This window comes from Pseudomonadota bacterium, assembly GCA_038533575.1.
GTDB lineage: Bacteria > Pseudomonadota > Alphaproteobacteria > Rhodobacterales > Rhodobacteraceae > Shimia_B.
In genome coordinates this window covers 176,287-200,252 of sequence record JBCAYL010000003.1, presented here as the reverse complement: position 1 = coordinate 200,252, position 23,966 = coordinate 176,287, and the positions used below count along the sequence as shown (strand labels likewise).

Below are 23,966 nucleotides of genomic sequence, written 5' to 3'. Positions count from 1 at the left end.
TCCTAAATCCTCGTCAGATCCGTCCGGGCGAGTATCGCGATGGCAATCAGCTTCAGGCCACACGGTACAAGTGCGTATAGGATCGTCAGAAGTGTCAGCGCCTCGGGGGGTTGTGTTGCGGACCCCGCTTCAAACCCCGAGGCTTCAAGAAGCGGTAGAAGGGCGATGGCGGCAAACGCCAACGTGAATTTCTGCACGAGCGACCAAAGACCGAACCCCTGCCCTCCGTTGGGGGAGATCGCCGCCATGCGCGCGCTGAACAGGGCGGGAAGTAAAACGAGATCCGCTCCGATCGTTGCACCAGATGTTACGCAGATGACGGCGAAAAGGATCACATCGCCCTCATCTAAAAATGCAGCTCCGCCAAAGGCCGCGATCGCGGTGACCATGGCGGTGAAGAGGACGGGCTTCGGGCCGAAGCGTTCGGCGGCCTTCGACCAGAACGGCGCGGCCGCCGCGCCTGACAGGAAGAAGAGCACGAGAAGCGGCCCCTCCCATCCCGGCGCAGCCAGCCGATCCTCCACGAAAAAGAGAAAGAGCGTGGATGAGACGGCGAGCGGCGTCGCATTCACGAGCGCCAGCACGAGGAGCTTCAGCGCCAGCGTGTCCTGCAGGATCACCTTCACGGGCGTGGCCTGCGCCTCCATCTTGCGGGTCCATTCCGGCGCCATGGCGAGCACGGCGAAGAACACGACGACGGCAAAGGCGAAGGCGAAGGTGGCAAAGGGCGCAGCGACGTAGCCCTCGAGCAGAGTGGGCGCCACGGCCGCGATACACACGCCCAGGAGCGCGCCGCCCTCGCGCCACATGGCGAGCCGCACATGGCCCCCTTCGATTGACTCCGATTTCTGCACGCCCTGGGCGTAGAAGTTGATGTTGAGGAAGGAGAAGCTCGAGAAGAGCAGCGTGATCGTCAGCGCGAACCACGCCAGCGGCCAGAAGGGCGGTGTGACCGCGAAAAGCCCCACCATCGCGAGCGCGAGGCACCCGCCTCCCAGCGCCACGGCGAGGCCGCGGCGGCCACCCAGCCGCTCGCTCACCCAGCCCAGCGCCGGGTCCTGCACGGCATCGAAGAGGCGCAGCCAGAAGAGTACCGCGCCGATCCCGGCGAGGCTCACACCGTAGGTCTCGGCGTAATAGGGGGGCGCGTAGATGTAGATCGGCAGCCCCGCCGCCGCGAGGATCGCGCCGAACAGGGTATAGGCTGGAAGCCTGTTCTGGAGTGGGGAGACCGCCGCAGCAGTCACCGGGAGACCTCCTCCGAGGGCGCCACGGGCTGCGGGCGATAGCGCACGCCCTTCCACCAGAGCTTCAGAGCCTGCCAGTGAATGAGCGCGAGCACCCGGCGCGAGCCCATGGGCCGGCGCAGCGCCGCGCGCAGCAGGCTCCACGTCGTCATCGGGCGGCGCGCGCCTGTCAGAGTGGCGATGAGCCCGTTTTCATTGCCCTGCCGGTAGTCGATCCAGACGCCTATGGCGTCCGCGGTGATGTCAAACCGGAAACGGTAGCCACCCTCCACGGGCATGAAGGGAGAAACATGCATGACCTTGGTCGCACGCACCTCCACGTCGCGGGTGAGCGCGCGCAGGTCCTCTGTGTGACAGAGATAGGAATGCCGGTCGCCGAAGGTATTGGTGACTTCCGCGATCACGATGGTCAGGTCGCCCGACGCATCGTAGCAAAGCCAGAAGGAGACCGGGTTGAAGACATGGCCCCAGAAGCGCGGCTGCGCGAGGAGCGCGATGCGCGCGGGCTGCGGCAGGTCATGGGCACGCAGTACATCCCGCACCCAAGGCGCTCCGCGGCCCGCATGGGGCGGCCCGCCATGGTCGCTGTCATGGAGCGACGCGATCCCGGCGCGGTTGCGCCCGAAGCCCAGCGGCCCGCGGACCGGGCCCTCGGCCTCGCTGAGCACGTAGTCGATGGAATAGCGAAAGGCGTTCTTCGTCTCGCCGCGGCGGCCGTGATAGGTCTGACCCTCGATATGCTCGATGGGCGCGCTCACTGCGCGGCGACCCCCATCGCCGCCTGCGTCTCGATGGCCTCGACCACGTCCACGGCGCTCGAGATACCGTCTTCGTGGAAGCCGTTCTTCATCCAGGCGCCGCAGAACCACGTGTTGTTGGCCCCGTTGAAGCGGCGCACGGCCTCCTGGGCCTCGAGCGCGGCAGTGTCGAAGACGGGGTGGCGGAAGGTGTAGGTGTCGTGGATCAGCTCCTCCCGGATCGCCTTCTGCGAATTGAGCGTCACGAAGTAATCCGTGGGCCCGGGAATGTTCTGAAGGCGGTTGATCCAGTAGGTGAGGTCGATCACGTCGCTCTCGGCGCTTTCGGTGTAGTTCCACGCGGACCAGACGGCCTTGCGCTTGGCCATCACGGCCGGATCGGAGTGCATCACGGCGTGATTGGGCTGGTAGGCCACCGCGCCGAGCGCGGCGCGCTCCTGGGGTGTGGCATCGGAGAGAAGGCGCAGCGTATCGTCGGAATGGGTTGCAAAGACCACCTCGTCGAAGAGCTCCCACTCGCCGCCCCGGGCCTTGATCTCGACCCCGGCCTGCAGGCGGCGCACGCCCTCGATGGGCGCGCCGAGCCGCAGGTCCGCGCCCCGCTTTTCCAGCGCGGCCTGGAGCCGGCGGACATACTGGATGGAGCCACCATCGACCGTGTACCAATCGTGCTGCTCGTTGTCCTTCATGAGCCCGTGATTGACGAAGAAGTTCACCATCGCCCGCGCCGGGAAATCGGTGATCTTCGTCGTGGGCGTGGACCAGATCGCCCCGGACATGGGCAGGAGGTAGTAGTCGCGGAACCACGTGCCGAGCCCCATGACCTCGATGAGCTCGCCCACCGTCATCTCGTCATCGACGATGCGGTCGGCCTCTTTGCCGAAGCGGATCATGTCGGCGAGCATCTTGTAGAATTGCGGGCGCAGAAGGTTGCGTTTTTGCGCGAAGATCGCGGAGCGCTCGAGGATGCCGTATTCCATCCAGCCGTCCCCGATGGAGCAGCCAAAGCTCATGTCCGAGAGCGCCACCGGCACGGCGAGCTCATGGAAGAGCGCGGTCAGGTGCGGGTAGGTCGCGTAGTTGAAAACGAGGAAGCCGGTATCGACGGGCTGTTCTTTTTCGCCGACGAAGATGGTGCGGGCATGGCCGCCCAGCCGGCCTTCAGCTTCGTAAAGAACGACAGCATTGGCGCCGGAAAGCATGTGCGCGGCGCTGAGCCCGGAAATGCCGCCGCCGATGACAGCGATACGCTTGGGGCCGCCGGCCCCGTGTTCAAATGGCATATAGCTGCCCTCTTACCCCGTGAATTCTCGTCCTCTTACGCACGCAGGAAGTCCATGGATGAGTTTCAAAAATTCTTTTGCATGCGGTGATCCACCGGAGCGCAGGGCGCGTATCATGAACATGTTAACGTCTGCACGCCTGGGTCAGGAAAAACGTGCATCCAACCCGGATGTGTCTTATGGTGTTGTCGCCAAGCTGACAACCAGGGCTGACACTTTCGCCCAGAAAGATGCCGACGTGAACGTACAGGAACGCGTGAGCGCAGCTCCGTGGGTGGCTGAAATCGAGGCTATCCGGCTGCATCAGGACCAGGCCGCCTTCGCGGCGTTGTTCCAGCACTTTGCCCCGCGGGTGAAGGCGTTTCTGATGAAATCGGGCGCCAACGCGGCGCTCGCGGAAGAAACGACGCAGGAGGTGATGGCCACCCTGTGGACGAAGGCACACATGTTTGATCCGGCCCGCGCCTCCGCGGCCACCTGGATCTTTACAATCGCGCGGAACCGCTCGATCGACGCCCTTCGGAAGCAGAGACGACCAGAGCCCGAGGACCTCCCCTGGGGGCCCGAGGCCGAGCCGGACCAAGAGGACGCGCTGGCCCTGCAACAGGAGAGTTCACAACTGGCTCGGGCCCTGTCCGAGCTGCCGGAGAAGCAAAGGGTGCTGATCGAGCGCGCGTATTTCGGAGACCTGAGCCACAGCGAGATCGCTGCGGAAACCGGCCTCCCGCTCGGCACGATCAAATCCCGCATCCGCCTGGCGCTTGATCGATTGCGCCATGCGATGAAATAAAGAGAGAGAGGCGCGTTGGGGAACGCGAATGATGGGACCGCAAGATGACTGAGCAGAAGATCAAACATCACCTCAGTGACCAGCTGTTGATGGGCTACGCTGCCGGCACCCTGCCGGAGGCTTTCAACCTCGTGGTCGCCACGCACATTTCGCTCTGCGACGAGTGCCGCGCGCGCCTCGGGGAATTCGAGGCCGTGGGTGGCGCCGTGCTCGACGGAGCAGAGGCCGCAGAGATGTCGGAAGGATCCCTCGACGCGACGCTGAAGCTTATCAGCCGCCGCGCAAAGGACCCGATCAAGACGGCACGCGTCTCGCAGGGCGTCTTCCCGAAGCCGCTTCAGGATTACGTTGGCGGCGACGCCGAGGCCGTCAAATGGCGGCGCGTGGGCGGCGGCGTTAAGCAGGCCATCCTGCCCACGTCGAAGGATGCCAGCGTGCGCCTGCTCTACATTCCCGCCGGGATGGAGGTGCCGGATCACGGCCATCACGGGACTGAACTGACCCTCGTACTGCAGGGCGCCTTCGTCGATGATGACGGCCGCTTCGCTCGGGGCGACATCGAGATCGCCAACGAAGAGCTCGAGCACACGCCCGTCGCAGATATCGGCGAGGATTGCATCTGCCTCTCGGCCACCGATGCACCGCTCAAGTTCAACAGCCTCCTGCCCCGGGTCGCGCAGCGCTTCATGCGCATCTGAGACCCCGCCGGAGGGAACACTGACAGACGCTGACACGCCGCTCCCCCGGGAGCGGCGTTTTGCTTTTCCGTGATCGGGCTCGCCACGGCCACCCCTGACGCTACGTCATGTCGCATCAAAGGGAGGATGACATGATCAAACCGCTACTCACCGCCAGCGTATGGGCCGCCACGCTCGCCACCGCCACCATCGCACAGGCCGAGATGTGGACGCTAGACGGCGCGAATTCCAAGATCGGCTTCGGCTCCGTCAAATCCGACGTCATCGGAGAAAGCCACAGCTTCTCGGGCCTCTCGGGCACGGTCTCCGAGGAGGGCATGGTCGCCCTCACCATCGACCTCGCCACCGTTGATACCGGCATCGACATCCGCAACGAGCGCATGCAGGAGCATGTCTTTTCCATGATGCCCACGGCTGAGCTCATGGCCGAGGTGGACATGGGCGCGATGGAGGCCCTCGGCGTGGGCGAGACCATGACGAGCACCGTGGAGGGCACGCTGATGTTCCTCGATGAGGAAGTCTTTGTGGATCTCCCGGTCATCGCCGCGCGTCTGGGCGAGGACCAGGTGCTCATCGTCTCCGATGGGATCACCTACGTCTCCACCGAAGAGCTCGGCATCGACGCAGGGATAGACACGCTCATGGAGATCGCGGGCCTCGAGCGCATCGACCGCGCCGTGCCCGTGAGCGTGCGCCTTATGTTCAACGCGGGCGACGGCAGCACCTGACCCCGCACCGCCACCCGCCTCGGCGCGGGTGCCGACCCACTGCCCCTGCCCCCCGGCAGGGGCTTTTTCTTACCGCAAAGTGAAGACGTGGCGTCGATCGCTGTCCCGTTACCGGCGCACGATGCGGCTCTGGACGGCGGCGTCCTCTGCCTCGAGCTCTTCGAAATCAAAGGCATCGAGGCGCCGCGCCCGCGTCCCCGCCTTCTCGGCGCTGATCTTGATCTCCGCGAGGTCCTTCGACGCCATGCCGAAATGCCGGTCGAGATTGCCCACCCGCGTCGTCAGCCGCTCCACATCCCCGTGCAGCATGGCGAGCTCCTTGCGGATCGCGCCCGCCTGCTCGCGCATCCGCGCATCCTTGAGGATCGCGCGCATGGTATTGAGCGTGGCCATGCAGGTCGTGGGCGACACGATCCAGACCCGCGCAGCAAAGCCTGCGCGCACGAGCTCCGGGAAATTCGCGTGGAGTTCCGCGTAGATCGCCTCCGACGGCAGGAACATCAACGCGCCATCGGCCGTCTCACCCTCGAGGATGTACTTCTCGGAGATCGCGCGGATATGGGTCTTCACATCGGCCTTGAGTTGCCGCGCTGCCGCTTGCACATCCGCGTCGGTCGCGGCGTTCCGCAGCCGCTCATAGGCCTCCAGCGGAAACTTCGCATCGACGACGATGGGCCCCGGCGGGTTCGGCAGATGGATCAGGCAATCGGCGCGCTTCCCGTTCGAGAGCGTGGCCTGCAAGCTGTAGCTGTCGGCAGGCAGCGCCTTGGAGACGATGTCGGCGAGCTGGATTTCCCCGAACGCGCCCCGCGTCTGCTTGTTTGACAGGATATCCTGCAGACTGAGGACATCGCCGGACAGCTTGGTGATGTTGTCCTGCGCCTTGTCGATGGCCTGCAGTCGCTGCTGGAGCGCGCCGAGCGAGGCCGCCGTGGCCTTCGCACTGGTCGTGAGGTTCTCATTCATCTTGTCGGAGACGGTGGCGAGGCGCTGCTCCACGAGCCCCATCATCTGCGCCTGGGACGCGGCCTGCGCATCGCTCACATGGGTGAGCCCGCCTGCCAGCCTCTGCTGACCTTCAGCGAGCTGGAGCTGAACTTGCGCCAGCTGCTCCATACGCCGCCCCACGCCGCGCATCGACAGAAAGACGATCACGATCAACAGGGCAAACCCCGCCGCCGCCAGCACGCGCGGGTCGTCGAGGGGAAGGTCTGCGAGCGTCATGACCGCCCGAAAAGCCGCTCGATATCGGCGAGCTTCAACTCCACGTAGGTGGGCCGCCCATGGTTGCACTGCCCGGAATGGGGCGTGGCCTCCATCCGGCGGAGGAGCGCGTTCATCTCGTCGGCCTGCATACGCCGCCCCGTCCGAACCGAGCCGTGGCACGCCACCCGTGACAGCACCGCCTCGATCCGCTCCGAGACGACCCGGCTCGTGCCCCCATCGGTGAGTTCATCCACCACGTCGAGAAGGAGGGCGCGCGCGTCACAGGCCCCGAGGATCGCGGGCACTTCGCGGACGGCCACGGAGCCCGGCCCAAAGGCTTCGATCACGAGCCCGAGCGCGGCAAGCGCCTCCGCCTGCTCTAGGATCGCCGCCGCGTCGCCCTCGGAAAGGTCAACGATTTCGGGGATGAGAAGCGCCTGCGAGGCCACGCCCCGCGCGGCCATCCCAGCCTTGAGCTCCTCGTAGACGAGCCGCTCATGGGCCGCGTGCGCATCGACAAGGATCATCCCGTCCGCTGTCTGCGCGACGATGTAGTTCTCATGCAAATGGGCCCGCGCGGCGCCGAGCGGATGGTCCCCCTGCGCGTCGGGCTCCGGCTCGACGCGCGCGGCGGGGGCCTCCTCGAAGCCCTGAGGTTCCCGGGCCATGGGCGGCATCTGGCGGGCCGGGCGAGAGGCGAAATCCATCTGATAGACAACCGCCTGCGGCGCCTCGGGCCGCATGGCGCCCAGCGTCTCCGTGGCCACGGTGGTCGACGCGCGATGCCCCGCCCGCGCCAGCGCCTGCCGCAGGCCGTTGACGACGAGGCTCCGCACCGCCGCGGGCTCCCGAAAGCGCACCTCCGACTTCGCCGGATGCACGTTCACGTCCACGCGCATGGGCGGGCATTCCACGAAGAGCGCCACGGCCGGGTGCCGGTCCCGGCTGAGGAAATCCGCATAGGCCCCGCGCAGCGCCCCGAGCAGAAGCTTGTCCCGCACGGGCCGGCCATTAACGAAGAAGAACTGCGCCACCGCCGCGCCGCGCGAATAGGTGGGAAGCGCCGCAAAGCCCGTCAGGTGCACTCCCTCCTTCTCCGCCTCCACCGGCACGGCGTTCTCGATGAACTCCCGCCCGAGGATCTGCCCGAGCCGTGCGCGCAACGCGTCGACCGGCCCGCCCATGCAAGGCTCGGCCCGGAAGACCTCGCGCCCCGTGCCGAGGTCGCGCAGCGTGAAGCCTACGAAGGGCTCGGCCATGGCGAGGCGTTTGACGACATCCGAGATGGATTGCGCCTCGGCCCGTTCCGAGCGCAGGAACTTGAGCCGCGCGGGCGTGGCGAAAAAGAGATCGCGCAGCTCCACCACCGTCCCCCGGCTGAGGGCCGCGGGCGCGACCGGGGCCATGTCCCCGCCGGCCACGGCGAGCTTTGCCGCCTCCGCCGCGCCCTCCGCGCGGGAGATGACGGAGAGCCGTCCCACCGCGCCGAGCGATGGCAGCGCCTCGCCCCGAAACCCGAAGGTGTGGATGTTGAGCAGGTCCGAGCCGTCGATCTTCGACGTGGCGTGCCGCGCCAGCGCCAGCGGCAGGTCAGAGGGCGGGATGCCGCAGCCATCATCTGTCACCCGGATCAGGGTCTTGCCCCCCGCCTCGTAGGCCACGTCGATCCGGGACGCGCCGGCGTCGATGGCGTTCTCCACGAGCTCTTTCACCGCGCTCGCGGGCCGCTCCACCACTTCGCCGGCAGCGATGCGGTTGATGGCGGCCTCGTCGAGCTGCCGGATGGTTGGGGCGCTTATCTTGGGGTCCGGGCTGGCCATGACCCAAGGGGTAGCATGGCCAGCGCAGATTCGGAACGTCTAGTTGGTGGTCGTCGTCAGCCCGACAGGCTCGCCCACCACCACGAAGTGAAGCTCATCCGGCAGCAGGATCTCACGCGCCACCTGGTTCACCTCCTCCAGCGTCACGGCCTCGATGTTGTCGTTGCGCGTGGCGATGTAATCGATCCCGAGATCGGCCTGCTGCATCCCCGCCAGGATGTTGGCGATGGTGCCGTTGCCATCGAAGCGGAGCGGATAGGCCCCGGTCAGATAGGTCTGCGTGCGCGCGAGTTCCGCGGGCGTGACGCCCTCGGTCGCGGTCTGTTCCCAGACGTCGCGGGTCACCTCGATGGCCTCCGCGATGGTCTCGTTGGAGGACCGCACGCGCCCGAGGATCATCTCGGAGAGATCGCGCGGCACGAGGAAGGAGGAGATGCCATAGGTGAGGCCGCGCTCCTCGCGCACCTCGAAGCCGAGCCGGCTCTCGATGCCGCCCCCACCGAGAATCTCCATGAGGATGAAGGCCGCGAAATAACGCGGATCATCGCGCTCGATGCCCACATGGCCGAAGAGCGCGGTGGATTGCGGGCCCTCGAATTCGATGACCGTCGTGCCTCCCGGCAGCGCGAAATCCACGCGCGGGGGCGTGTCCGGGCCGCTGGCGGGCAGGTCGCCCAAGAGCTCGTCGAGCAGCGCACCGAGTTCGTCGGCCGTGATATCGCCCACCGCGCCGACATGGAGCCTGTCGAGAGCCAGCGCGTTCTGCCGGGCCGTCTCCAGATCCTCCCGCGTGATCGCGGTCACGGAGGCCTCCGTCCCAGCGAGGTCGCTGCCATAGGGATGGTCGCCGAAGGCCATCTCGAAAAAGCGCGCCGACGAGATCTCATCGGGGTCGAGCAGGTCGGAGCGGATGCCCGTCAGCACCTGCCGCTTCACGCGCTCCACGGCGATCTCATCGAAGGTGGGCTGGGTGAGCGCCTGGCGCAGCAGCGCCACGGCTTCGTCGCGGTTCTCGCTGAGGAAGGACGCGCTGATGGATACGCTGTCGCCGAAGGCATCGAATTCGAAGCGCGCCGCCAGCGTCTCGCGGGCCTCGGCGAAGGCGCGGGCGTCCATGTCGCCAGATCCTTCTTCGAGCATGCCCATCATCAGGTTGGTCACGCCCCGCAGGCCCTCGGGGTCGAGCGAGGCGCCCCCGTCGAAGCGAAGCTCGAGCGCGGTGAACGGGATGGAGCTTTCCTCCACGAGCCACGCGTCGATGCCGCCGGGCGAAGTCACTTCCTGGATATCCACTTCGGCCCAGGCGGGCAGGGCGAAGAGGGCGAAAACGGCGGTCAGTCGGGCGATCATTGCGTCACCTCCGGCTGGTCTGGTTGCATGAGATAGCCGGTGACGGCGTTGGTCCGGTCGAAGACGCGCGCGGCGGCGGCGACGATCTCGTCGCCCGTGATGGATTGGATGATCTCCGGCCACTCCTGCACGTCCTGCACGGTGAGCCCGGAGGTGAGCGCGGCGCCGTAGCGGCGGGCGATGCCGCCCACGTCGTCGAGCGCGTAGACCTCCGAGGCGCGCCACTGCGCCTTGATCCGCTCGAGCTGCTCGGGGTCCACGCCCTCCTCGAGGAAGCGGGCGATTTCGGCATCCATGGCAGCCTCGAGCTCTTCGAGGGAGGTGCCCGGCGATGGCACCCCGATCAGGCCGAAGGTCGTCTCGTCGAGCGAGGTCCCCTGGTAGTATGCGGAGGTGTAGACGGCGATCTCCTGCTCGAATTCGAGGGTCTCGCCAAAGACGGAGGTCGCCCCCGACCCGCCGAGCACCGATGCGAGGAGCCGCAGGGCGGCTGCCTCCCGCTGATCTCCGGCGTTCCGCTCGGGCGCGAGGTAGGTGCGTGTGAAATAGGGCTGTGCCACCCGTGCATCCCGGTAGACGAGGCGGCGCTCGGCCCGCTGCGGCGGCTCTGCCGGGCGTGCGCGCTCGGTGATCGCCGGGTTCGCAGGGATGACACCGTAGTGTTCCTCGGCAAGCATGCGGACCTCTTCGGGCGTCACGTCTCCGGCCACCACGAGAATGGCGTTGTTGGGCGCGTAATGCGCCTCGTAGAAGGCATTGGCATCCTCAAGCCCCAGCGTCTCCATCTCGTGGCGCCAGCCGATGATCGGCACGGCGTATTGATGATTGAGGAATTGCGCGGCCCGGACCTGCTCTTGCATGAGCGCGCCGGGCGAGCTGTCGGTGCGCTGGTTGCGCTCCTCGATGATGACGCCGCGCTCCGTGGCGATGTCGTCCTCGTCGAGCGCGAGGTTGACCATCCGGTCGGCCTCCATCTCCATCATCAGACCGAGGCGGTCGGAGGCCACGCGCTGGAAATATCCGGTGTAATCGTAGCTCGTGAAGGCGTTATCGGTGCCGCCGTTCTCGGTGACGATCCGCTGGAATTCACCGTCCTCGAGGGTGTCGGTGGCCTTGAACATCAGGTGTTCGGTGAAATGCGCGATCCCGCTCTTCGTCTCTGGCTCGTCGGCGGAGCCGACCTTGTACCAGACCATGTGCACGACGACCGGGGCGCGGGTGTCCTCGATGACGACGACCTCCATCCCGTTGTCGAGAAAGAAATTCGTTACGGCCTCGGCGGCGGCAAGCGGGGTCGCGGCCAGCGCGACGGCGGCGGCGGTGAGCATTCGGATCATCAGGCATCGTCCTCCTGCGCCATAAGGTACGGCCGGCGCGGGCGGCTTCAAGCGCGGTGACAGCGATGTGACGGCTAGTTGGGCGGCGCGGTGGGGACGGAGACCCCTGCCTCGCGGAAGCGCGCAAGCTCGGCCTGGGCGTCGAGAGTTTGTCGCGCATAGGCGCTGAAATACCGGTCGCCGCGGCCAAGCCCGAGGAACCGCAGGCGTCCCCTTCGGTCGCGGAATTGCTCGTCCGCCGCGAAAAGCTCCGCGCGGATGTTGGGGTCCACGCCAAACCGCGAGGCGAAGCTCACGAGCCCACCGTCACCGGCTGGGATGCCCGGATCGCGGAGCGTGCCGCCGAGGGCGGCGGCGGCATCGGCTGTGGGGGTCACATCGGCCCGGTTACTCGCGCCGGGCGTGGGCGGCGGCAGGTCGGAGAAGGTAGGGGGCAGCTCGAGAGGCAGCGACGGGACAACGCCGAACTCGTCGGGCCCCTCGCTTCCATCGGCGTTCGCACAGGCCGATAGGGCCAAGGCCACCAATCCCAAGACGATCCAACGCATGACACACCCCATTCTTTCTGCTGGGTTACACCAATGCGCCGGGCGCGTCACGCCTCCGCCTCCGGCGCATCCTTGACGAAGAAGACGAGCCCGAGCGCGCCGATGAAGATCGCGATATCAGCCAGATTGAAGGCGTAAGGGTTGTTAATCCCGCAGCAGGACATGTTGAGAAAGTCCGCCACACCGCCATAGACGATCCTATCGATCACGTTGCCCGCGGCCCCGCCCACGAGGAGCCCCGCGGAAACGAGCGCCAGCGTCCCCTGGCCCTTGCGCATCCACCACAGCACGACCGCGCAGATCACCACGGCGATAGCGATGAGGATCCACCGCGTATTGCCGCCTCCCGAGAAGAGCCCGAAATTGACCCCGTAATTCCAGGTCATGCGCAGGTTGAGAAAGGGCGGGAGAACGTCGATCGCCCGGATCCGGTCGAGATCGAGCACGTGCAGGATGTAGTACTTGAGCGCCTGGTCCCCCAGGAAGGTCAGCGCGGCCGTGATCCAGAGCGCCCGCATCTCAGTGCCGGAAATGCCGTTGACCGGTGAAGACCATGGCGAGCCCGGCCTCGTTGGCGGCTGCGATCACCTCGTCGTCGCGCATGGAGCCTCCAGGCTGGATGACCGCCGTGGCTCCGGCCTCGGCCACGGTGAGGAGGCCGTCGGGGAAGGGGAAGAAGGCATCAGAAGCCGCCACCGAATTCTGCGTGAGCGGCGTCTTCAGGCCGAGCTCCTTGGCCATGTCCTCGGCCTTGCGCGCGGCGATGCGGGTCGAATCCACCCGGCTCATCTGGCCCGCGCCGACGCCTACCGTGGAGAGGTGATTGGCATAGACGATGGCGTTGGATTTCACATGCTTGGCCACGGTCCAGGCAAAAGCCAGGTCGCGCAGCTCTTCCTCGGATGGCGCCCGCTCGGTGACCACGGTGAGCGCGCCCGGCGCGCCCACGTCCTTGTCCTGGAGAAGAAAGCCCCCGGCCACCTGCTTGAGGTAGGCGCGCGCAGTGGCGGTGTCCGCGAGGCCCTCGGTGGTCAAGAGCCGCAGGTTCTTCTTCTTGGCAAAAACGGCACGAGCCGCGTTGCTCGCGCCGGGGGCGATCACGACCTCAGTGAAGATCTTGGTGATCTCCTCTGCGGTGGCCTCGTCGAGCGGCTGGTTGAGCGCGATGATCCCGCCGAAGGCCGACGTGCGGTCGCAATCGAAGGCGCGCGCATAGGCCTCCGCGAGGGTTCCGCCGCGCGCCACGCCGCAGGGATTGGCGTGCTTGATGATGGCGCAGGCCGGGCCCTCGGCCGGGTCGAACTCGCTGACGAGCTCGAAGGCCGCGTCGGTGTCGTTGATATTGTTGTAGCTAAGCGCCTTGCCCTGGTGCTGGGTGGCCGTGGCCACCCCCACCTGCGCGGAGCCGTCGACGTAGAACGCCGCCGCCTGGTGCGGGTTCTCGCCGTAGCGCATCTCCTGGCGGAGCGTGCCGGCGGTGGCGTAGCGGCGCGCGCGGGTCTCAAGCGCCCCTGCCATCCACCCGGAGACCGCCGCGTCATAGGCCGCCGTGCGCGCATAGGCCTCGAGCGCGAGTTTCTGGCGGAAGCCGTAGCTCGTGGCGCCGTCATGTTCTTCGAGCTCGGCGAGGAGCGGCGCGTAATCCTCTGGGTCGGTGACGACGCTCACATAGGCGTGGTTCTTGGCCGCCGAGCGCAGCATGGCAGGCCCACCGATGTCGATATTCTCGATCACCTCGGCATAGCCCGCCCCCTGCGCCACGGTGGCCTCGAAGGGGTAGAGATTGACGACGACGAGATCGATCGCGCCGATGCCATGGGTCTCCATGGCGGCCGCGTGGGCCGCGTCCTCGCGCACCGCCAGAAGCCCGCCATGGACGACCGGATGCAGCGTCTTCACACGCCCGTCCATCATCTCGGGAAAGTCAGTGAGATCGGAGATATCGCGCACCTCGAGCCCCGACTCGCGCAGGCTCCGCGCTGTACCGCCCGTGCTCACAAGCTCCACGCCGCGCGCCGCCAGCGCCTGCCCCAGCTCCACGATCCCCGCCTTGTCGGATACGGAAAGCAGCGCGCGTCGGAGCGGCACGAGATCGGGCATGGGCGGAAGTCCTTCTAGTCGTCGTCTGTGGCGAGCGGATCGTCCCGCCGGAGGTCGCGGACAGATAGCGGAGTTTCCTGCGCTTTGGCCAGAGACCACCTGACGCGCGACTGGTCGGTCAGGGCGCTGCCCGAAAGCACGATCTGCTCGGCGCCGCGGGGCTTGAGCCGCCCGCGCTCCAGGTAGACACTCGGCTCGATCGACAAGGTCGCCTTGGCATCGTGCCGAAACACCCAGATTTCGCCGCTGCGCAGGGCCAGCGAGACCGCCGCGCCCCCCATGTCGAGGGCGGCGTCGACATCGGGATGCAAGTGAAAGCGGATGCTGAAGGGGACGCCCTTGAGCCCGCCGCCATCGAGGTGGCTTTCGAAGCGGCCGCGATCCGCGGCGTTGAGCGCGAGCAGGAGCTCCTCGCCGACGAGGCCGCGCCCGTCATGGCCGAGCTCGAGCGTGCGGACATGGATGAGACCGTGAGTGGCGCGGTAGCCATCGTGGCTCACCTGCAACCGGGTGGCGAACTCGGTGTCGCGCCAATCGCAGCTCAGCTCCCTGGGCACATCCGTGAGAAGCTCCCGCGCCCGCCCTGACAGGAACTTGCGCGGCCCGAGCCGGGAGGAGGAGTAGCCAGCGAGCGAGAGCGTGGAATGGGAGGGCGTCGCCCGGCCCGCGCGCCGCCAGGCTTCGCCGAACGCCGCGCCTGAGCCGCAGCTCACCACGAGCGGACGCCGCCCCGATGTGAGCTCGAAGGCCAGGGTGGAGGCATGGGCGTTGTAGCTGGCCGCGCCCTTGGGCGGTGCGGCGACATCCACGAGGACCGATGTCCGCCCCACGGCGAGCCTGGCATAGCCCATGGCCTCGCGGCCCTGCGGCCCCGCCGGTTCGGCCTTCACACCCGAGAGCGCGAGCGCCGCGTCGAGTCGCCCCTCGAGGCCACGCCCTCCCCCGTGAAAGCGCGCGAGCCCGCCATCGGCGTGCCTCAACGTGCGCAGCACGGGTGCGATCCGCTCGATGGCGGCGAGATGCGCCGGGGCCGCCGCGCGGCCCGCATCGTCGAGGGCAAGCGCTGCCCAGTTCAAGAGCGTGAAGATCTCGAGCAGCTCTTCGGGGTTGCGCGGGGCCATGGCTCCCGTCTTGTCGATCTGCCGTTCGCAGGCGCGACCGAGGGCCGAGATGGCCGTGGGCACGAAACGCTCCATGCCCGTGAGCGAGAGGCCCGCATAGATGAGCCCCGTGAGCGCCTCGATCCGAGGCAGGCCCGCCGTTGTCGAGTGCCAGCGACGCCCGAGGAAGCGGGTCTGCTGGGCGAGCGAGCGAAAGAAGAGTTCGCCATGAATGCTGCCATTGCCCGACAAGAGGAACAGCGCGTGGTTGATCCAGCGGATGAGCCTGCGCCCGGTAAGGTCCGGGCTCCAGCCCGGCCCGCGCCCGCGCCCGAATTCCCTGATCCAGCCCGCGGCCCAGTCCTGCGCCAGCGCGCGGGCGGCCCCGTCTCCCACAGCGGCCAGATCGTCGAGCCAAAGGAAGCCATGCGCCTCCTCGGCGAAGGTGTCCGAGGGCGCGGCCACATCCCAGAGTGACGTCCCCGGAGCGGTCTCCACGAGGTAACCGGCGAAGAGGTAATTGCCCGCGATGAGCTGCTTTCCCTTGGCGAAATGACCGATGGAGCGGGGCTCGGGCTGGCTCACGAAGGCCGTGGCAGGCCGCCCCATGGCCGCGAGCCGGGCGTGAAGCTGCGTCATCAAACGCGTGCGTGGGGCCGGCATATCGGGGTGGGTCGACACGTCTGTCCGAGACCTATTGCGGGGGCTGCTCTTCTTCTGGTTCAGGCCGCGCGGGCCCGTGCCGCTCTGCTACCTGAGCCCCCGCCGCAAGTCACGCGCCATACGTCACGTCCGGCGAAGAAGCGCCATGTAAAAGCCGTCCATGCCGCCGGCCTTGGCCCAGTAATCGGGGCGGAGGCGAAGGCCGCCTTCCTCGGTGATCCAGACTGGTTCGATCCCCGGACGCGCGAGGGCGTCGCGGTCCACGGTGAAGCCACTGTGGCGCTTGAGCGCTTCCTCCACCTGCACCTCACCCTCGTCGGGCAGAAGCGAGCACGTGCAGAAGACGAGCCGCCCGCCAGGCTTCACGAGCTTGACCGCGTGGTCGAGGAGCCGCGTCTGAAGCGCGATGAGGTCGCTGATCTGCTCGCCGCGCTGGCCATGGGGTAGATCGGGGTGGCGGCGCAGCGTCCCCGTGGCCGAGCAGGGCGCATCGAGAAGCACGGCGTCAAAGCGTCCCGCCGTCGCGGTGACATCAGCGACCTGCACATCGGCGGAGAGACCTGTCCGCGAAAGGTTCTCGCGGAGACGCCCCATCCGGTATTCATTCGAATCCACCGCCGTCACGAGCGCGCCCGCAGCGGCGAGCTGCATGGTCTTGCCGCCGGGCGCGGCGCAGAGATCGGCCACTCGCTCCCCGGGCTTAACGTCGAGAAGCTGCGCGGGGAGGGCTGCGGCGGCATCCTGCACCCACCACTCTCCTTCCGCGTAGCCCGGAAGGGCAGAGATCTGCCCGGCGTCCCGCAGCCGCACGGAGCCCCAAGGCAGGAGCTCGCCGCCGAGCCGCTCCGCGAGCGCGCCCGGTTCGGTCTTGGCGGTGAGATCGAGGGGCGCGCCGCGCATATGGGCCGTCTCGATGCCCTGAATGGCGGAGTTGCCATAGGCTTGCCCCAACGGCTTGCGCAGCCAGTCAGGCATGCGGCCCACCGGCAACTTGCCCCACTTGCCGTCAGCGGCCTCGATGGCCCGGCGCAGGACGGCATTCACCATCCCTTTGAGCCCCATCGTCCGCTTGTCGCCGCCTGCGGCATTGACCATGTCGGAGACTACGCCGTGCGCCGCCCCATCGAGCGCGGCCACCTCCACGAGACCGAGCCGCAGCATGTGCTGCACCGCCTCGGGCGGCGTTTTGCGCAGAAGCGGCTTGAGCACCCGGTCCGCCCGATCGAGATGGCGGAAGGCCTCCGTCGCCAGCCGCTGCGCGCGGGCGCGATCAGCCGGGGCAAGCTCGAGAAACCAGGGCGCGCCCGTGAGTTCGGAGAGGAGCCGCCCCTCCTCGGTCACGCCGGTCATGAGCTTCAGGGCCGCGGCGCGGGCGGGATGGGGTTCTTGCGGCACGGGAACTCCTTGGAGCGGCGAGACCGGCGGGCTATATCAGCGCCATGGCCGATGACAAGACACCCGCAGAAGACACCGCCCCCGCCACAGGCGAGGCCCCCGTCTACGATCCGTCCACTCTGCCGCCCGCTGCCCAGCGCGCGCTGGCGGAGGCTGCCGAGCGGAAGAAGGCCGAGAAGGCGCAGGATATGCCCAAGGAGTTGGGTGGCCGCGAAGGCCCAGAGCCCGTGCGCTTTGGCGATTGGGAAAAGAAGGGAATCGCCTACGACTTCTAGCGGAGGTCGAAGACGGCGTTGCGTCCGGCGCCACGGTCAGTCGTGAAGCGCATTTCCTCGCCGTTATACTCCACGAGCTGGCAATTGTAGGGGATGGGGGTCGAGCCCCAGCTCATCTCGCGGCAGAAATAACCGTCCTGCCAGGCCCAGTCACCGGTGATGTCGGCGCCCAGCGCGCGGCCCACAATCTGCCCTTCCTCGAAGACCTGGAGGTTGATGGCGACGCCGAGGTAGCGGGTCTGCAGCACCTGACCCTCAACCCGGTCGACGAATTCGCCGCGGTCCGAGATCTTTTCCATGGCCATGGCCGGGAGCGCCGCGAAGAGCGCGAAGGACGTGGCGAGAAGATGTATCCGAGCAGACATGCGAGACCTCCTTTGGAAGTGACGCAAAATATACGCCCCAGACCCCTCCTCGGATGCATGTAGCCGGGAATTTCGGCGAAAATTCGCCTTCAGCGCAGCCCGAGCACGTCGATCATGTCGTACTGGCCGGGAGCCTTGTCCTGCCCCCAGAGCGCGGCCTTGAGCGCACCGCGCGCGAATATGGCGCGATCCGTGGCCACGTGGCGGAGCACGATGCGCTCGCCCTCGCCGGCGAAGAGCACGTCATGCTCGCCCACGATGTCGCCCCCGCGGATGTTGGAAAAGCCGATGCGCCCCCGGTCCCGCGCCCCGGTCATCCCGTGGCGGGCATGGTCCGACACTTCCTCGAGCGAGACGCCTCGGCCCTCGGCCGCGGCCTGCCCCAGCATGAGCGCGGTCCCCGACGGGGCATCCACCTTGTGCCGGTGATGCGCCTCGATGACCTCGATGTCGAAATCAGCGTCGAGCGCCTCGGCCACCATGCGCGTGAGCTGGGTCAGGAGGTTGACCCCGAGGGACATGTTCCCGGCACGCACCTGAACGGCGTGCCGCGAGGCGGGCTCGAGCGCGGCGATGGCGTCAGCGTCCATGCCGGTCGTCCCGATCACGTGGACGGCGCGGGCCTGCGCGGCCAGCGCTGCAAACTCGAGCGTGGCCGCGGGTGCCGTGAAGTCAACGATCGCCTGCGCCTGCGCGAAGGCCTCGAGCGGGTCGTCCGTGACCGTCACGCCGAGCGCGGTGCCGCCCATTGCGACCCCTGCATCTTGGCCCACCCAGTCATGGCCCGCGCGCTCCACCGCGCCCACCAGCCGCGCCTTGTCCGAGCTCGTCACGGTTTCGATGAGCATGCGGCCCATGCGGCCGGACGCGCCGGTGATCACGATCCCTGGTAGCTCTGCCATGGCGATCTCTCCTTTGCGCGGCCTTCTGCACGAAGCGCACGGTGCTGGCAACGCGCCCGCGCCTCGGCGGGTGTCGCCCCCTTGGCAAGCGACGCCCCCGCCCGTATCTGGCGCCCATGGCAAAGAACAAGTTCCATGACGGGCCCGGCCCGAGCCAGCGCCAGCTGCGCGTGGGTGAACTGATCCGACGCACGCTCTCCGAGGTGCTGGCGCGCGGCGATATACACGACCCCGATCTCACGGGCCGCTCGATCACCGTGAGCGAGGTCGCAGCCTCGCCCGATCTCAAGATCGCCACGGTCTACGTGATGCCCCTCGGTGGGACGGGCCATGACGAGGTGATCGAGGCCCTGGCCCGCAACAAGGGCGAGATGCGCCGCATGATCGGCAAGAAGAGCGCGCTCAAGTTCACCCCCGACCTGCGCTTCCGGATCGACGAGACGTTCGACCGCCTCGACGAGACGCGCGCCATGTTTGCCCGCGACGAGGTGCGCCGTGATCTGGAGGATTAGCGCACTCCTGGCCCTCTTCGCCGCGCCGGCCCTCGGAGCGAGCTGCGATGACGTCACGGTGGACGGCGACCGTTTCACCGTCTGCGAAGTCGATCTTTCGGCACACGGCGCGCGCCTCTTCTGGCGGGACGGGAGCGGCGCGCTTTACGGAGATTTCTCCGCGCTGCCTGACGACGTGCTCATCGCCACCAACGGCGGGATGTATCACGAAGACAGGCGACCCGTCGGCCACTACCTCGAGGCTGGCACCGAGGTCGTGCCGCCGATCACATCGGACGGGCCCGGGAATTTCGGGCTCCTGCCCAACGGGGTCCTTTGCCTCAACACGGGCCGCGCGGCGATCATCGAAAGCCGTGCCTACGCCGCCGCGCGGCCCGACTGCACCTACGCGACCCAATCGGGGCCCATGCTTGTCATCGACGGCGCGCTTCATCCCCGCTTTCTCGCCGACAGTGACAGCCGCAAGCGCCGGGGCGGCGTGGGCGTCTCCGAGGACGGGAAGACGCTCTTCATCGCCGTCACCGGAAACGCCGTGAACTTCCACACCTTCGGGCGTGTTTTCCGCGACACGCTGGGCACGCCTAACGCGCTCTTCACCGACGGGACCATCACCCGCCTTTACGATCGCGCCGGGGGACGCGCCGATCCCGGGCCACGCATGGGCCCCATCCTCGCGATCACGAACTGACAAAAAGAGGCCAGTCATGGCACGCAAGAAGAAAGGCCGGCCGATCTCCGGCTGGCTCATCGTCGACAAGCCCGCCGGGCTCACCTCCACCGCCGTCGTCAACAAGGTGAAATGGGCGCTCGACGCGCAGAAAGCGGGCCATGCCGGCACGCTCGACCCCGCGGCCACCGGCGTTCTTGCCGTGGCGCTGGGGGAGGCGACGAAGACCGTCCCCTACGTGACCGACGCGCTCAAGGCCTACCGCTTCACCGTCCGCTGGGGCGAGGCCACCAACACGGACGACGCCGAGGGCGAGACCATCGCCACCTCCGAGGCGCGCCCGACCGAGCAGGCGATCAAGGACGCGCTGGGGCGCTTTGTCGGCGAGATAGAGCAGGTCCCCCCGGCCTTTTCAGCCGTGAAGATCGACGGCGTGCGCGCCTACAAGAAGGCCCGCGATGGCGAGGAAGTGACGCTCGCCGCGCGCCCGCTCTGGGTGGAGGAGCTCACGCTGATCGACCGCACCGAGGACACGGCAGAGCTCGAGCTCGTTTGCGGCAAGGGCGGCTATGTCCGCTCCATCGCGCGCGATCTGGGCGAGGTGCTGGGCTGCCACGGTCACGTGGACCGGCTGCGGCGCACGTGGTCGGGCCCGTTCGAGGTTGAAAACGCCTTGTCCTGGGAGGCGCTCGAGGCCGAAGCCCGCACCGACGCGCTCGAGGCGCGCTTGCTGCCTGTCGAGACCGGCCTCTCGGAGCTGCCGGAGCTGCGAACGACGCTCGAAGGTGCCGCGCGCCTGAGAAACGGCAACCCCGGCTTCATCTATCCAGGGGACGCGGACTATGGCGACGAGGCCTGGGCCTCGCTCGACGGGCGTGCCGTGGCCGTGGGCATCCTCAAGGGCGGCGAGCTGCATCCCAGCCGGGTCTTCGCCACCTAGGCCGGGAAAAACCTCGCTGGATGCCGCATTCCTGCCGGAAACATGGGCGAGGCGTTGGGCGATCATTGCCCTGCCGGAGCCTTCTATGCGCACTCTCTTTCTCTCGGCCTCCCTCGCCGTGTCGGCCATCGCGACCCAACCCGCCGCCTGCATCGCCATCGGCGCCGACTGCGTCGATGCGAGCGCGGAGCGGGTCGGCATCACGCTCCGGGAGGACGCCCACGACCTGACCGCGCTCAGCGAGCTCACGCAGGTCACGGATTTGCGCATATCGAGCCTGGGCTTCCCGGAGGCCGAGATCGACCTGGCGCAGATCGCCTCGCTGGAAGGGCTCGAACGCCTGACGCTTGACCGCGTGGCCGTCTCCGATCTCGCCGTGCTGGCCCGGCTCCCGGAGCTCACGCGCCTCTCGCTCGAGAACCTGCCGGAGACAGATCTGAGCCCGCTCGGCGAGCTCACCCAGCTCGAAACGCTCAGCCTGCGCGGCAATGCGTGGCTCACGGAGGCGCCCCTTGAAAACCTGCGCAACCTGCGCAGCCTGAACCTCGCCAATACCGGCGTCACGAGCCTCGCGGGCGTGGAGGCCATGGCCGATCTGCGGAGCCTCTTCGTCTTCCGCACCGCGCTCACGGATCTGGGCCCACTCGGCACCACGTCGTCGCTCACTTTCCTCGACATCTCGTTTTCGCCGGTGACCTCGCTCGCGCCGCTCGGCGGCCATACCGGCCTCGTGCAGCTCTGGATGAAAGACACGTCCGTGACGTCGCTCGCGGGCCTCGAGAACGCCGCGAGCCTCAAGGTCATCGAAGGGGACGGAACGCGTGCGCTGCGCGATATCTCGGCCCTCACGGCCAAGCCCGCTCTCGAAACGCTGAACCTCAACGGCAGCGATATCGCGGACCTGTCGCCCCTAGGGGATGCGACCGCGCTTCGCGAGCTCGGTTTCAACGGCAGCCGTGTTACGGACCTGACGCCTCTTTCAAGTCTCACGAGCCTCCGCGACCTCAAGTTCAAGGAGACGCAGGTAACCGATATCTCGGCCCTCGGGGGAATGACGCAGCTCCGGGGCCTGAGCCTGCCTCAACAGGACCTCGATCTCTCGGTCCTACGCGCACTCCCGATGCTGAGCGTGCTGCGCGCCCCCGATCTGCCGGGTGTCGACATGCGCCCGATCCTTGCGCTCGACCTCGCGCTCTTTCTCCCTGGCGAAGCCCGCATGCCCCTGGGAAGCAAGGAGGAGGTGACCGCCTTCATCGAGGCACGCCCGTAGTGCATTGCACTCCGAGGGGTGCAGCGCGACAAGGCGCGGATGATCACCCGCACCCACATAAAGGGCGACGCGCCCTCCACAGCGATCTACTCGGACTGCGAGCGCTACCGCTACATGCTCACCCGCGTCTGGGACGCGGGCGGGCGGAAGGCGCTCTTCATCATGCTGAACCCGTCCACCGCCACCGAGGTGCAGAACGACCCCACCGTCGAGCGCTGCGAGCGGCGCGCGCGGGCGCTGGGCTTCGGCGCGTTCCGGGTGTTGAACATCTTTGCGTGGCGCGACACGGACCCCAAAAAGATGCGCGCGGCCGCTGATCCGGTGGGCCCGGGCAATGACGCGGCCATCGCCGAGAGCCTGCCCTGGGCTGACCAGATCATCGCGGCCTGGGGCACGCACGGCGCGCACCTCTCGCGGGGTCCCGCCGTGGCCGAGATGCTGCGCGCGTCGGGCTTCCCGGTTTACCATCTCGGGCTCTCCAAGGGTGGTCATCCAAAACACCCTTTGTATATCCCCTATGAACGGCAACCCGAGCTTTGGAGCGCCCCATGAGCCAAGAGACCGACGACCTGACCCGTGAATTGCGCAACCTGCAGGGCCACTACGCCATGCGGTCCATGTCGTCGCGGTTCAGGATGATGCAGGCGCAGTTCCTGCGAGGGCTCGCCTTCGGCCTCGGCTCGGTGGTGGGTGCGACGTTTCTCGTCTCCGTCCTTGCCTTCGCATTGAGCCAGATCGATTTCGTGCCGATCATCGGCGATTGGGCGACGCAGATCGCCGAGGAAATCCAAGCCCCCGACAGCCAGTAGGCGCGCGCTCGCGGCCCCGCACGCGCGTTAACCCTGATCCCACGTCTTCAAGGATTGTTCACTCCCGGGCGCGTATGACGCGGCAGGTTGGTGTGGAGTGAGTGGATATGTTGATGCTGGCGGGCCTTTTGGGCGTGATGATGATGGGAGCGGCCTTCGTCGGCGGGCTCGAGACGGATGGCGAGGAGACCGAGGGCGACGATGACGCCGCCCCGGAGCTGAAGGACGAGGCTCCCGTGGGCGACCTCGGCACGCTCTTGATCGAAGCCGATGCGCCGGGCGCAGCGCCCACTGACCCGTCGCCAACCGCAGCAGCGCTGTCCGAGCCGGCGGCGGATACAGGCCCGCCCGCCATCGAGGGCACCGAGACCGCCGACCGCCTGGTCGGGGGTGACGGCGACGAGCGGATCTTCGGCCTCGGCGGCAATGACGAGCTCGGCGGCGGCGGCGGCGACGACCTCATCGATGCAGGCAGCGGTAAGGACATCGTTCATGGCGGCGCGGGCGATGACAGCGTGCAGGCAGGCGCGGGCGATGACACGGTCTTCGGCCACGATGAGGACGACGACTTGCACGGCGAAGACGGCGACGATCACCTCTTCGGCGGGCTGGGAGACGACGCCCTCTCGGGCGGAGAGGGTGACGATTCTCTCGTGGGCGGAAGCGGGCACGACGCGCTCACAGGAGACACAGGCGACGACTCGCTCGAAGGCATGTCCGGCGATGACAGCCTCTCGGGCGGGCTTGGCGAGGATGTCCTCTTTGGCGGCTACGGTGCCGACAGCCTCGACGGGCGCGTCCTGGACGAGGCGAGCACAGACGTCGATGCACCGGACTTCCTCAATGGCGAGGCGGGGGACGACACGGTCTTCGCCGGGCAAGGAGATCACGTCTCCCTCGGCAGCGGCGCGGACACGCTCTTCGTCGGCGACTGGATCGAGGGCAAGAACGCGACCCTCTCCGACTACGACCCGGCGGAGGACAACCTCGTCGTGGTGTTTGATGACAGCGCGGGCAGCGCGCCGCACCTCGCAGTGCAGGCAAGCGATGCAGACCCCGACGCCGCCGTTCTCACGCTCGATGGCCATCCCATCCTCACGGTGAACAACGCCGCGGGGCTCTCGCTCGAGGATGTTTCCCTCGTCCCGCAGAGCACGCTTATCGACGTGCAGAGCGGCACGGGCACCGACCGGTAGCCACCGC

Annotated in this window: 25 protein-coding genes; 11 read left to right on the top strand and 14 right to left on the bottom strand. The window is 67.5% G+C overall.

The features are described 5' to 3' along the window. Positions 1-2 precede the first annotated feature (2 nt). From AAFM92_14955 to AAFM92_14945, 3 genes are read right to left on the bottom strand one after another with little or no spacing between them, the layout of a single operon-like run. Complete coding sequence (locus tag AAFM92_14955) at positions 3-1,247, bottom strand: MFS transporter (GenBank protein ID MEL7301679.1); 1,245 nt, start codon at positions 1,245-1,247, stop codon at positions 3-5. Continuing rightward, positions 1,244-2,005 carry a DUF1365 domain-containing protein gene (locus tag AAFM92_14950; GenBank protein ID MEL7301678.1) on the bottom strand — a complete coding sequence of 254 codons (762 nt, stop codon included), beginning with the start codon at positions 2,003-2,005 and terminating at the stop codon, positions 1,244-1,246. The genes AAFM92_14955 and AAFM92_14950 overlap by 4 nt, the downstream gene beginning before the upstream one ends. Continuing rightward, on the bottom strand, positions 2,002-3,288 hold the full coding sequence (locus AAFM92_14945; GenBank protein MEL7301677.1) for an FAD-dependent oxidoreductase: 1,287 nt from the start codon (positions 3,286-3,288) through the stop codon (positions 2,002-2,004). The genes AAFM92_14950 and AAFM92_14945 overlap by 4 nt, the downstream gene beginning before the upstream one ends. Positions 3,289-3,403: 115 nt before the next feature. Between AAFM92_14945 and AAFM92_14940 the strand changes: the two genes are divergently transcribed. The 3 genes from AAFM92_14940 (at position 3,404) to AAFM92_14930 (ending at position 5,504) form a co-directional block, all read left to right on the top strand. After that, positions 3,404-4,078 (top strand): sigma-70 family RNA polymerase sigma factor, encoded by a 675-nt coding sequence (locus AAFM92_14940; protein MEL7301676.1) that lies wholly within the window; start codon positions 3,404-3,406, stop codon positions 4,076-4,078. Between the two features lie 44 nt (positions 4,079-4,122). Next, positions 4,123-4,776, top strand: coding sequence for a ChrR family anti-sigma-E factor (locus tag AAFM92_14935; GenBank protein MEL7301675.1), 654 nt, complete (start codon positions 4,123-4,125; stop codon positions 4,774-4,776). Positions 4,777-4,907: 131 nt separating this feature from the next. Further along, positions 4,908-5,504 (top strand): YceI family protein, encoded by a 597-nt coding sequence (locus AAFM92_14930; GenBank protein MEL7301674.1) that lies wholly within the window; start codon positions 4,908-4,910, stop codon positions 5,502-5,504. A gap of 108 nt (positions 5,505-5,612) precedes the next feature. On the opposite strand, the gene rmuC is transcribed toward AAFM92_14930, so the two are convergent. The 9 genes from rmuC to AAFM92_14885 form a co-directional block, all read right to left on the bottom strand. Continuing rightward, complete coding sequence (rmuC, locus tag AAFM92_14925; GenBank protein MEL7301673.1) at positions 5,613-6,728, bottom strand: DNA recombination protein RmuC; 1,116 nt, start codon at positions 6,726-6,728, stop codon at positions 5,613-5,615. Further along, positions 6,725-8,530: a DNA mismatch repair endonuclease MutL gene (gene mutL, locus AAFM92_14920; protein ID MEL7301672.1), complete on the bottom strand. Its 1,806-nt coding sequence runs from the start codon at positions 8,528-8,530 to the stop codon at positions 6,725-6,727. Before mutL ends, rmuC begins: the two co-directional genes overlap by 4 nt. Positions 8,531-8,569: 39 nt before the next feature. Next, entirely contained in the window at positions 8,570-9,880 is a 1,311-nt protein-coding gene (locus tag AAFM92_14915) for a pitrilysin family protein (GenBank protein MEL7301671.1), read from the bottom strand. Then, on the bottom strand, positions 9,877-11,217 hold the full coding sequence (locus AAFM92_14910) for a pitrilysin family protein (protein MEL7301670.1): 1,341 nt from the start codon (positions 11,215-11,217) through the stop codon (positions 9,877-9,879). The genes AAFM92_14915 and AAFM92_14910 overlap by 4 nt, the downstream gene beginning before the upstream one ends. Positions 11,218-11,291: 74 nt before the next feature. Beyond that, positions 11,292-11,765 carry a DUF3035 domain-containing protein gene (locus tag AAFM92_14905; protein MEL7301669.1) on the bottom strand — a complete coding sequence of 158 codons (474 nt, stop codon included), beginning with the start codon at positions 11,763-11,765 and terminating at the stop codon, positions 11,292-11,294. A 47-nt stretch (positions 11,766-11,812) separates the two neighbouring features. Next, on the bottom strand, positions 11,813-12,283 hold the full coding sequence (gene lspA / locus AAFM92_14900; protein ID MEL7301668.1) for a signal peptidase II: 471 nt from the start codon (positions 12,281-12,283) through the stop codon (positions 11,813-11,815). A 1-nt stretch (position 12,284) separates the two neighbouring features. After that, on the bottom strand, positions 12,285-13,865 hold the full coding sequence (gene purH, locus AAFM92_14895; protein MEL7301667.1) for a bifunctional phosphoribosylaminoimidazolecarboxamide formyltransferase/IMP cyclohydrolase: 1,581 nt from the start codon (positions 13,863-13,865) through the stop codon (positions 12,285-12,287). A gap of 14 nt (positions 13,866-13,879) precedes the next feature. Then, on the bottom strand, positions 13,880-15,604 hold the full coding sequence (locus AAFM92_14890) for a heparinase II/III family protein (protein MEL7301666.1): 1,725 nt from the start codon (positions 15,602-15,604) through the stop codon (positions 13,880-13,882). A 147-nt stretch (positions 15,605-15,751) separates the two neighbouring features. Continuing rightward, complete coding sequence (locus tag AAFM92_14885) at positions 15,752-17,023, bottom strand: transcription antitermination factor NusB (protein ID MEL7301665.1); 1,272 nt, start codon at positions 17,021-17,023, stop codon at positions 15,752-15,754. Positions 17,024-17,067: 44 nt separating this feature from the next. Here AAFM92_14885 and AAFM92_14880 point away from each other — a divergent pair, with 44 nt between their 5' ends. Next, positions 17,068-17,298, top strand: coding sequence for a DUF1674 domain-containing protein (locus AAFM92_14880; protein MEL7301664.1), 231 nt, complete (start codon positions 17,068-17,070; stop codon positions 17,296-17,298). Here AAFM92_14880 and AAFM92_14875 read toward each other — a convergent pair. Together AAFM92_14875 and dapB are read right to left on the bottom strand one after the other, a co-directional pair. Continuing rightward, the gene (locus AAFM92_14875) at positions 17,295-17,663 is read right to left on the bottom strand and encodes a dihydrodipicolinate reductase (GenBank protein MEL7301663.1); all 369 of its coding nucleotides are present in this window, start codon (positions 17,661-17,663) and stop codon (positions 17,295-17,297) included. The genes AAFM92_14880 and AAFM92_14875 overlap by 4 nt on opposite strands. Before the next feature lie 89 nt (positions 17,664-17,752). Then, positions 17,753-18,565 (bottom strand): 4-hydroxy-tetrahydrodipicolinate reductase, encoded by an 813-nt coding sequence (gene dapB, locus AAFM92_14870; GenBank protein ID MEL7301662.1) that lies wholly within the window; start codon positions 18,563-18,565, stop codon positions 17,753-17,755. A gap of 116 nt (positions 18,566-18,681) precedes the next feature. Between dapB and rbfA the strand changes: the two genes are divergently transcribed. The 7 genes from rbfA to AAFM92_14835 all read left to right on the top strand — a co-directional run bounded on the left by rbfA (position 18,682) and on the right by AAFM92_14835 (position 23,959). Beyond that, a complete protein-coding gene (gene rbfA / locus AAFM92_14865; protein MEL7301661.1) occupies positions 18,682-19,077 on the top strand; it encodes a 30S ribosome-binding factor RbfA in 396 nt (131 codons plus the stop codon). Beyond that, a complete protein-coding gene (locus AAFM92_14860) occupies positions 19,061-19,765 on the top strand; it encodes a phosphodiester glycosidase family protein (GenBank protein MEL7301660.1) in 705 nt (234 codons plus the stop codon). The genes rbfA and AAFM92_14860 overlap by 17 nt, the downstream gene beginning before the upstream one ends. 16 nt (positions 19,766-19,781) lie before the next feature. Then, a complete protein-coding gene (gene truB, locus AAFM92_14855) occupies positions 19,782-20,684 on the top strand; it encodes a tRNA pseudouridine(55) synthase TruB (protein ID MEL7301659.1) in 903 nt (300 codons plus the stop codon). An 85-nt stretch (positions 20,685-20,769) separates the two neighbouring features. Next, positions 20,770-21,954, top strand: coding sequence for a leucine-rich repeat domain-containing protein (locus tag AAFM92_14850; protein MEL7301658.1), 1,185 nt, complete (start codon positions 20,770-20,772; stop codon positions 21,952-21,954). 39 nt (positions 21,955-21,993) lie between these two features. After that, positions 21,994-22,506: a DUF1643 domain-containing protein gene (locus AAFM92_14845; GenBank protein MEL7301657.1), complete on the top strand. Its 513-nt coding sequence runs from the start codon at positions 21,994-21,996 to the stop codon at positions 22,504-22,506. Beyond that, complete coding sequence (locus AAFM92_14840; GenBank protein MEL7301656.1) at positions 22,503-22,763, top strand: DUF5665 domain-containing protein; 261 nt, start codon at positions 22,503-22,505, stop codon at positions 22,761-22,763. Before AAFM92_14845 ends, AAFM92_14840 begins: the two co-directional genes overlap by 4 nt. A gap of 107 nt (positions 22,764-22,870) precedes the next feature. Beyond that, positions 22,871-23,959, top strand: a complete 1,089-nt coding sequence (locus tag AAFM92_14835; GenBank protein ID MEL7301655.1) for a calcium-binding protein — start codon at positions 22,871-22,873, stop codon at positions 23,957-23,959. Positions 23,960-23,966: the final 7 nt, after the last annotated feature.

What these genes read in the sequence shown, in the direction of transcription:
- AAFM92_14945 (MEL7301677.1), bottom strand. Translation starts at nt 3,288, where the DNA reads ATGCCATTTGAACACGGGGCCGGCGGCCCCAAGCGTATCGCTGTCATC.
- AAFM92_14940 (MEL7301676.1), top strand. Translation starts at nt 3,404, where the DNA reads ATGAACATGTTAACGTCTGCACGCCTGGGTCAGGAAAAACGTGCATCC.
- AAFM92_14935 (MEL7301675.1), top strand. Translation starts at nt 4,123, where the DNA reads ATGACTGAGCAGAAGATCAAACATCACCTCAGTGACCAGCTGTTGATG.
- AAFM92_14930 (MEL7301674.1), top strand. Translation starts at nt 4,908, where the DNA reads ATGATCAAACCGCTACTCACCGCCAGCGTATGGGCCGCCACGCTCGCC.
- rmuC (MEL7301673.1), bottom strand. Translation starts at nt 6,728, where the DNA reads ATGACGCTCGCAGACCTTCCCCTCGACGACCCGCGCGTGCTGGCGGCG.
- mutL (MEL7301672.1), bottom strand. Translation starts at nt 8,530, where the DNA reads ATGGCCAGCCCGGACCCCAAGATAAGCGCCCCAACCATCCGGCAGCTC.
- AAFM92_14915 (MEL7301671.1), bottom strand. Translation starts at nt 9,880, where the DNA reads ATGATCGCCCGACTGACCGCCGTTTTCGCCCTCTTCGCCCTGCCCGCC.
- AAFM92_14910 (MEL7301670.1), bottom strand. Translation starts at nt 11,217, where the DNA reads ATGATCCGAATGCTCACCGCCGCCGCCGTCGCGCTGGCCGCGACCCCG.
- AAFM92_14905 (MEL7301669.1), bottom strand. Translation starts at nt 11,765, where the DNA reads ATGCGTTGGATCGTCTTGGGATTGGTGGCCTTGGCCCTATCGGCCTGT.
- lspA (MEL7301668.1), bottom strand. Translation starts at nt 12,283, where the DNA reads ATGCGGGCGCTCTGGATCACGGCCGCGCTGACCTTCCTGGGGGACCAG.
- purH (MEL7301667.1), bottom strand. Translation starts at nt 13,865, where the DNA reads ATGCCCGATCTCGTGCCGCTCCGACGCGCGCTGCTTTCCGTATCCGAC.
- AAFM92_14890 (MEL7301666.1), bottom strand. Translation starts at nt 15,604, where the DNA reads ATGACGCAGCTTCACGCCCGGCTCGCGGCCATGGGGCGGCCTGCCACG.
- AAFM92_14880 (MEL7301664.1), top strand. Translation starts at nt 17,068, where the DNA reads ATGGCCGATGACAAGACACCCGCAGAAGACACCGCCCCCGCCACAGGC.
- AAFM92_14875 (MEL7301663.1), bottom strand. Translation starts at nt 17,663, where the DNA reads ATGTCTGCTCGGATACATCTTCTCGCCACGTCCTTCGCGCTCTTCGCG.
- dapB (MEL7301662.1), bottom strand. Translation starts at nt 18,565, where the DNA reads ATGGCAGAGCTACCAGGGATCGTGATCACCGGCGCGTCCGGCCGCATG.
- rbfA (MEL7301661.1), top strand. Translation starts at nt 18,682, where the DNA reads ATGGCAAAGAACAAGTTCCATGACGGGCCCGGCCCGAGCCAGCGCCAG.
- truB (MEL7301659.1), top strand. Translation starts at nt 19,782, where the DNA reads ATGGCACGCAAGAAGAAAGGCCGGCCGATCTCCGGCTGGCTCATCGTC.
- AAFM92_14850 (MEL7301658.1), top strand. Translation starts at nt 20,770, where the DNA reads ATGCGCACTCTCTTTCTCTCGGCCTCCCTCGCCGTGTCGGCCATCGCG.
- AAFM92_14845 (MEL7301657.1), top strand. Translation starts at nt 21,994, where the DNA reads ATGATCACCCGCACCCACATAAAGGGCGACGCGCCCTCCACAGCGATC.
- AAFM92_14840 (MEL7301656.1), top strand. Translation starts at nt 22,503, where the DNA reads ATGAGCCAAGAGACCGACGACCTGACCCGTGAATTGCGCAACCTGCAG.
- AAFM92_14835 (MEL7301655.1), top strand. Translation starts at nt 22,871, where the DNA reads ATGTTGATGCTGGCGGGCCTTTTGGGCGTGATGATGATGGGAGCGGCC.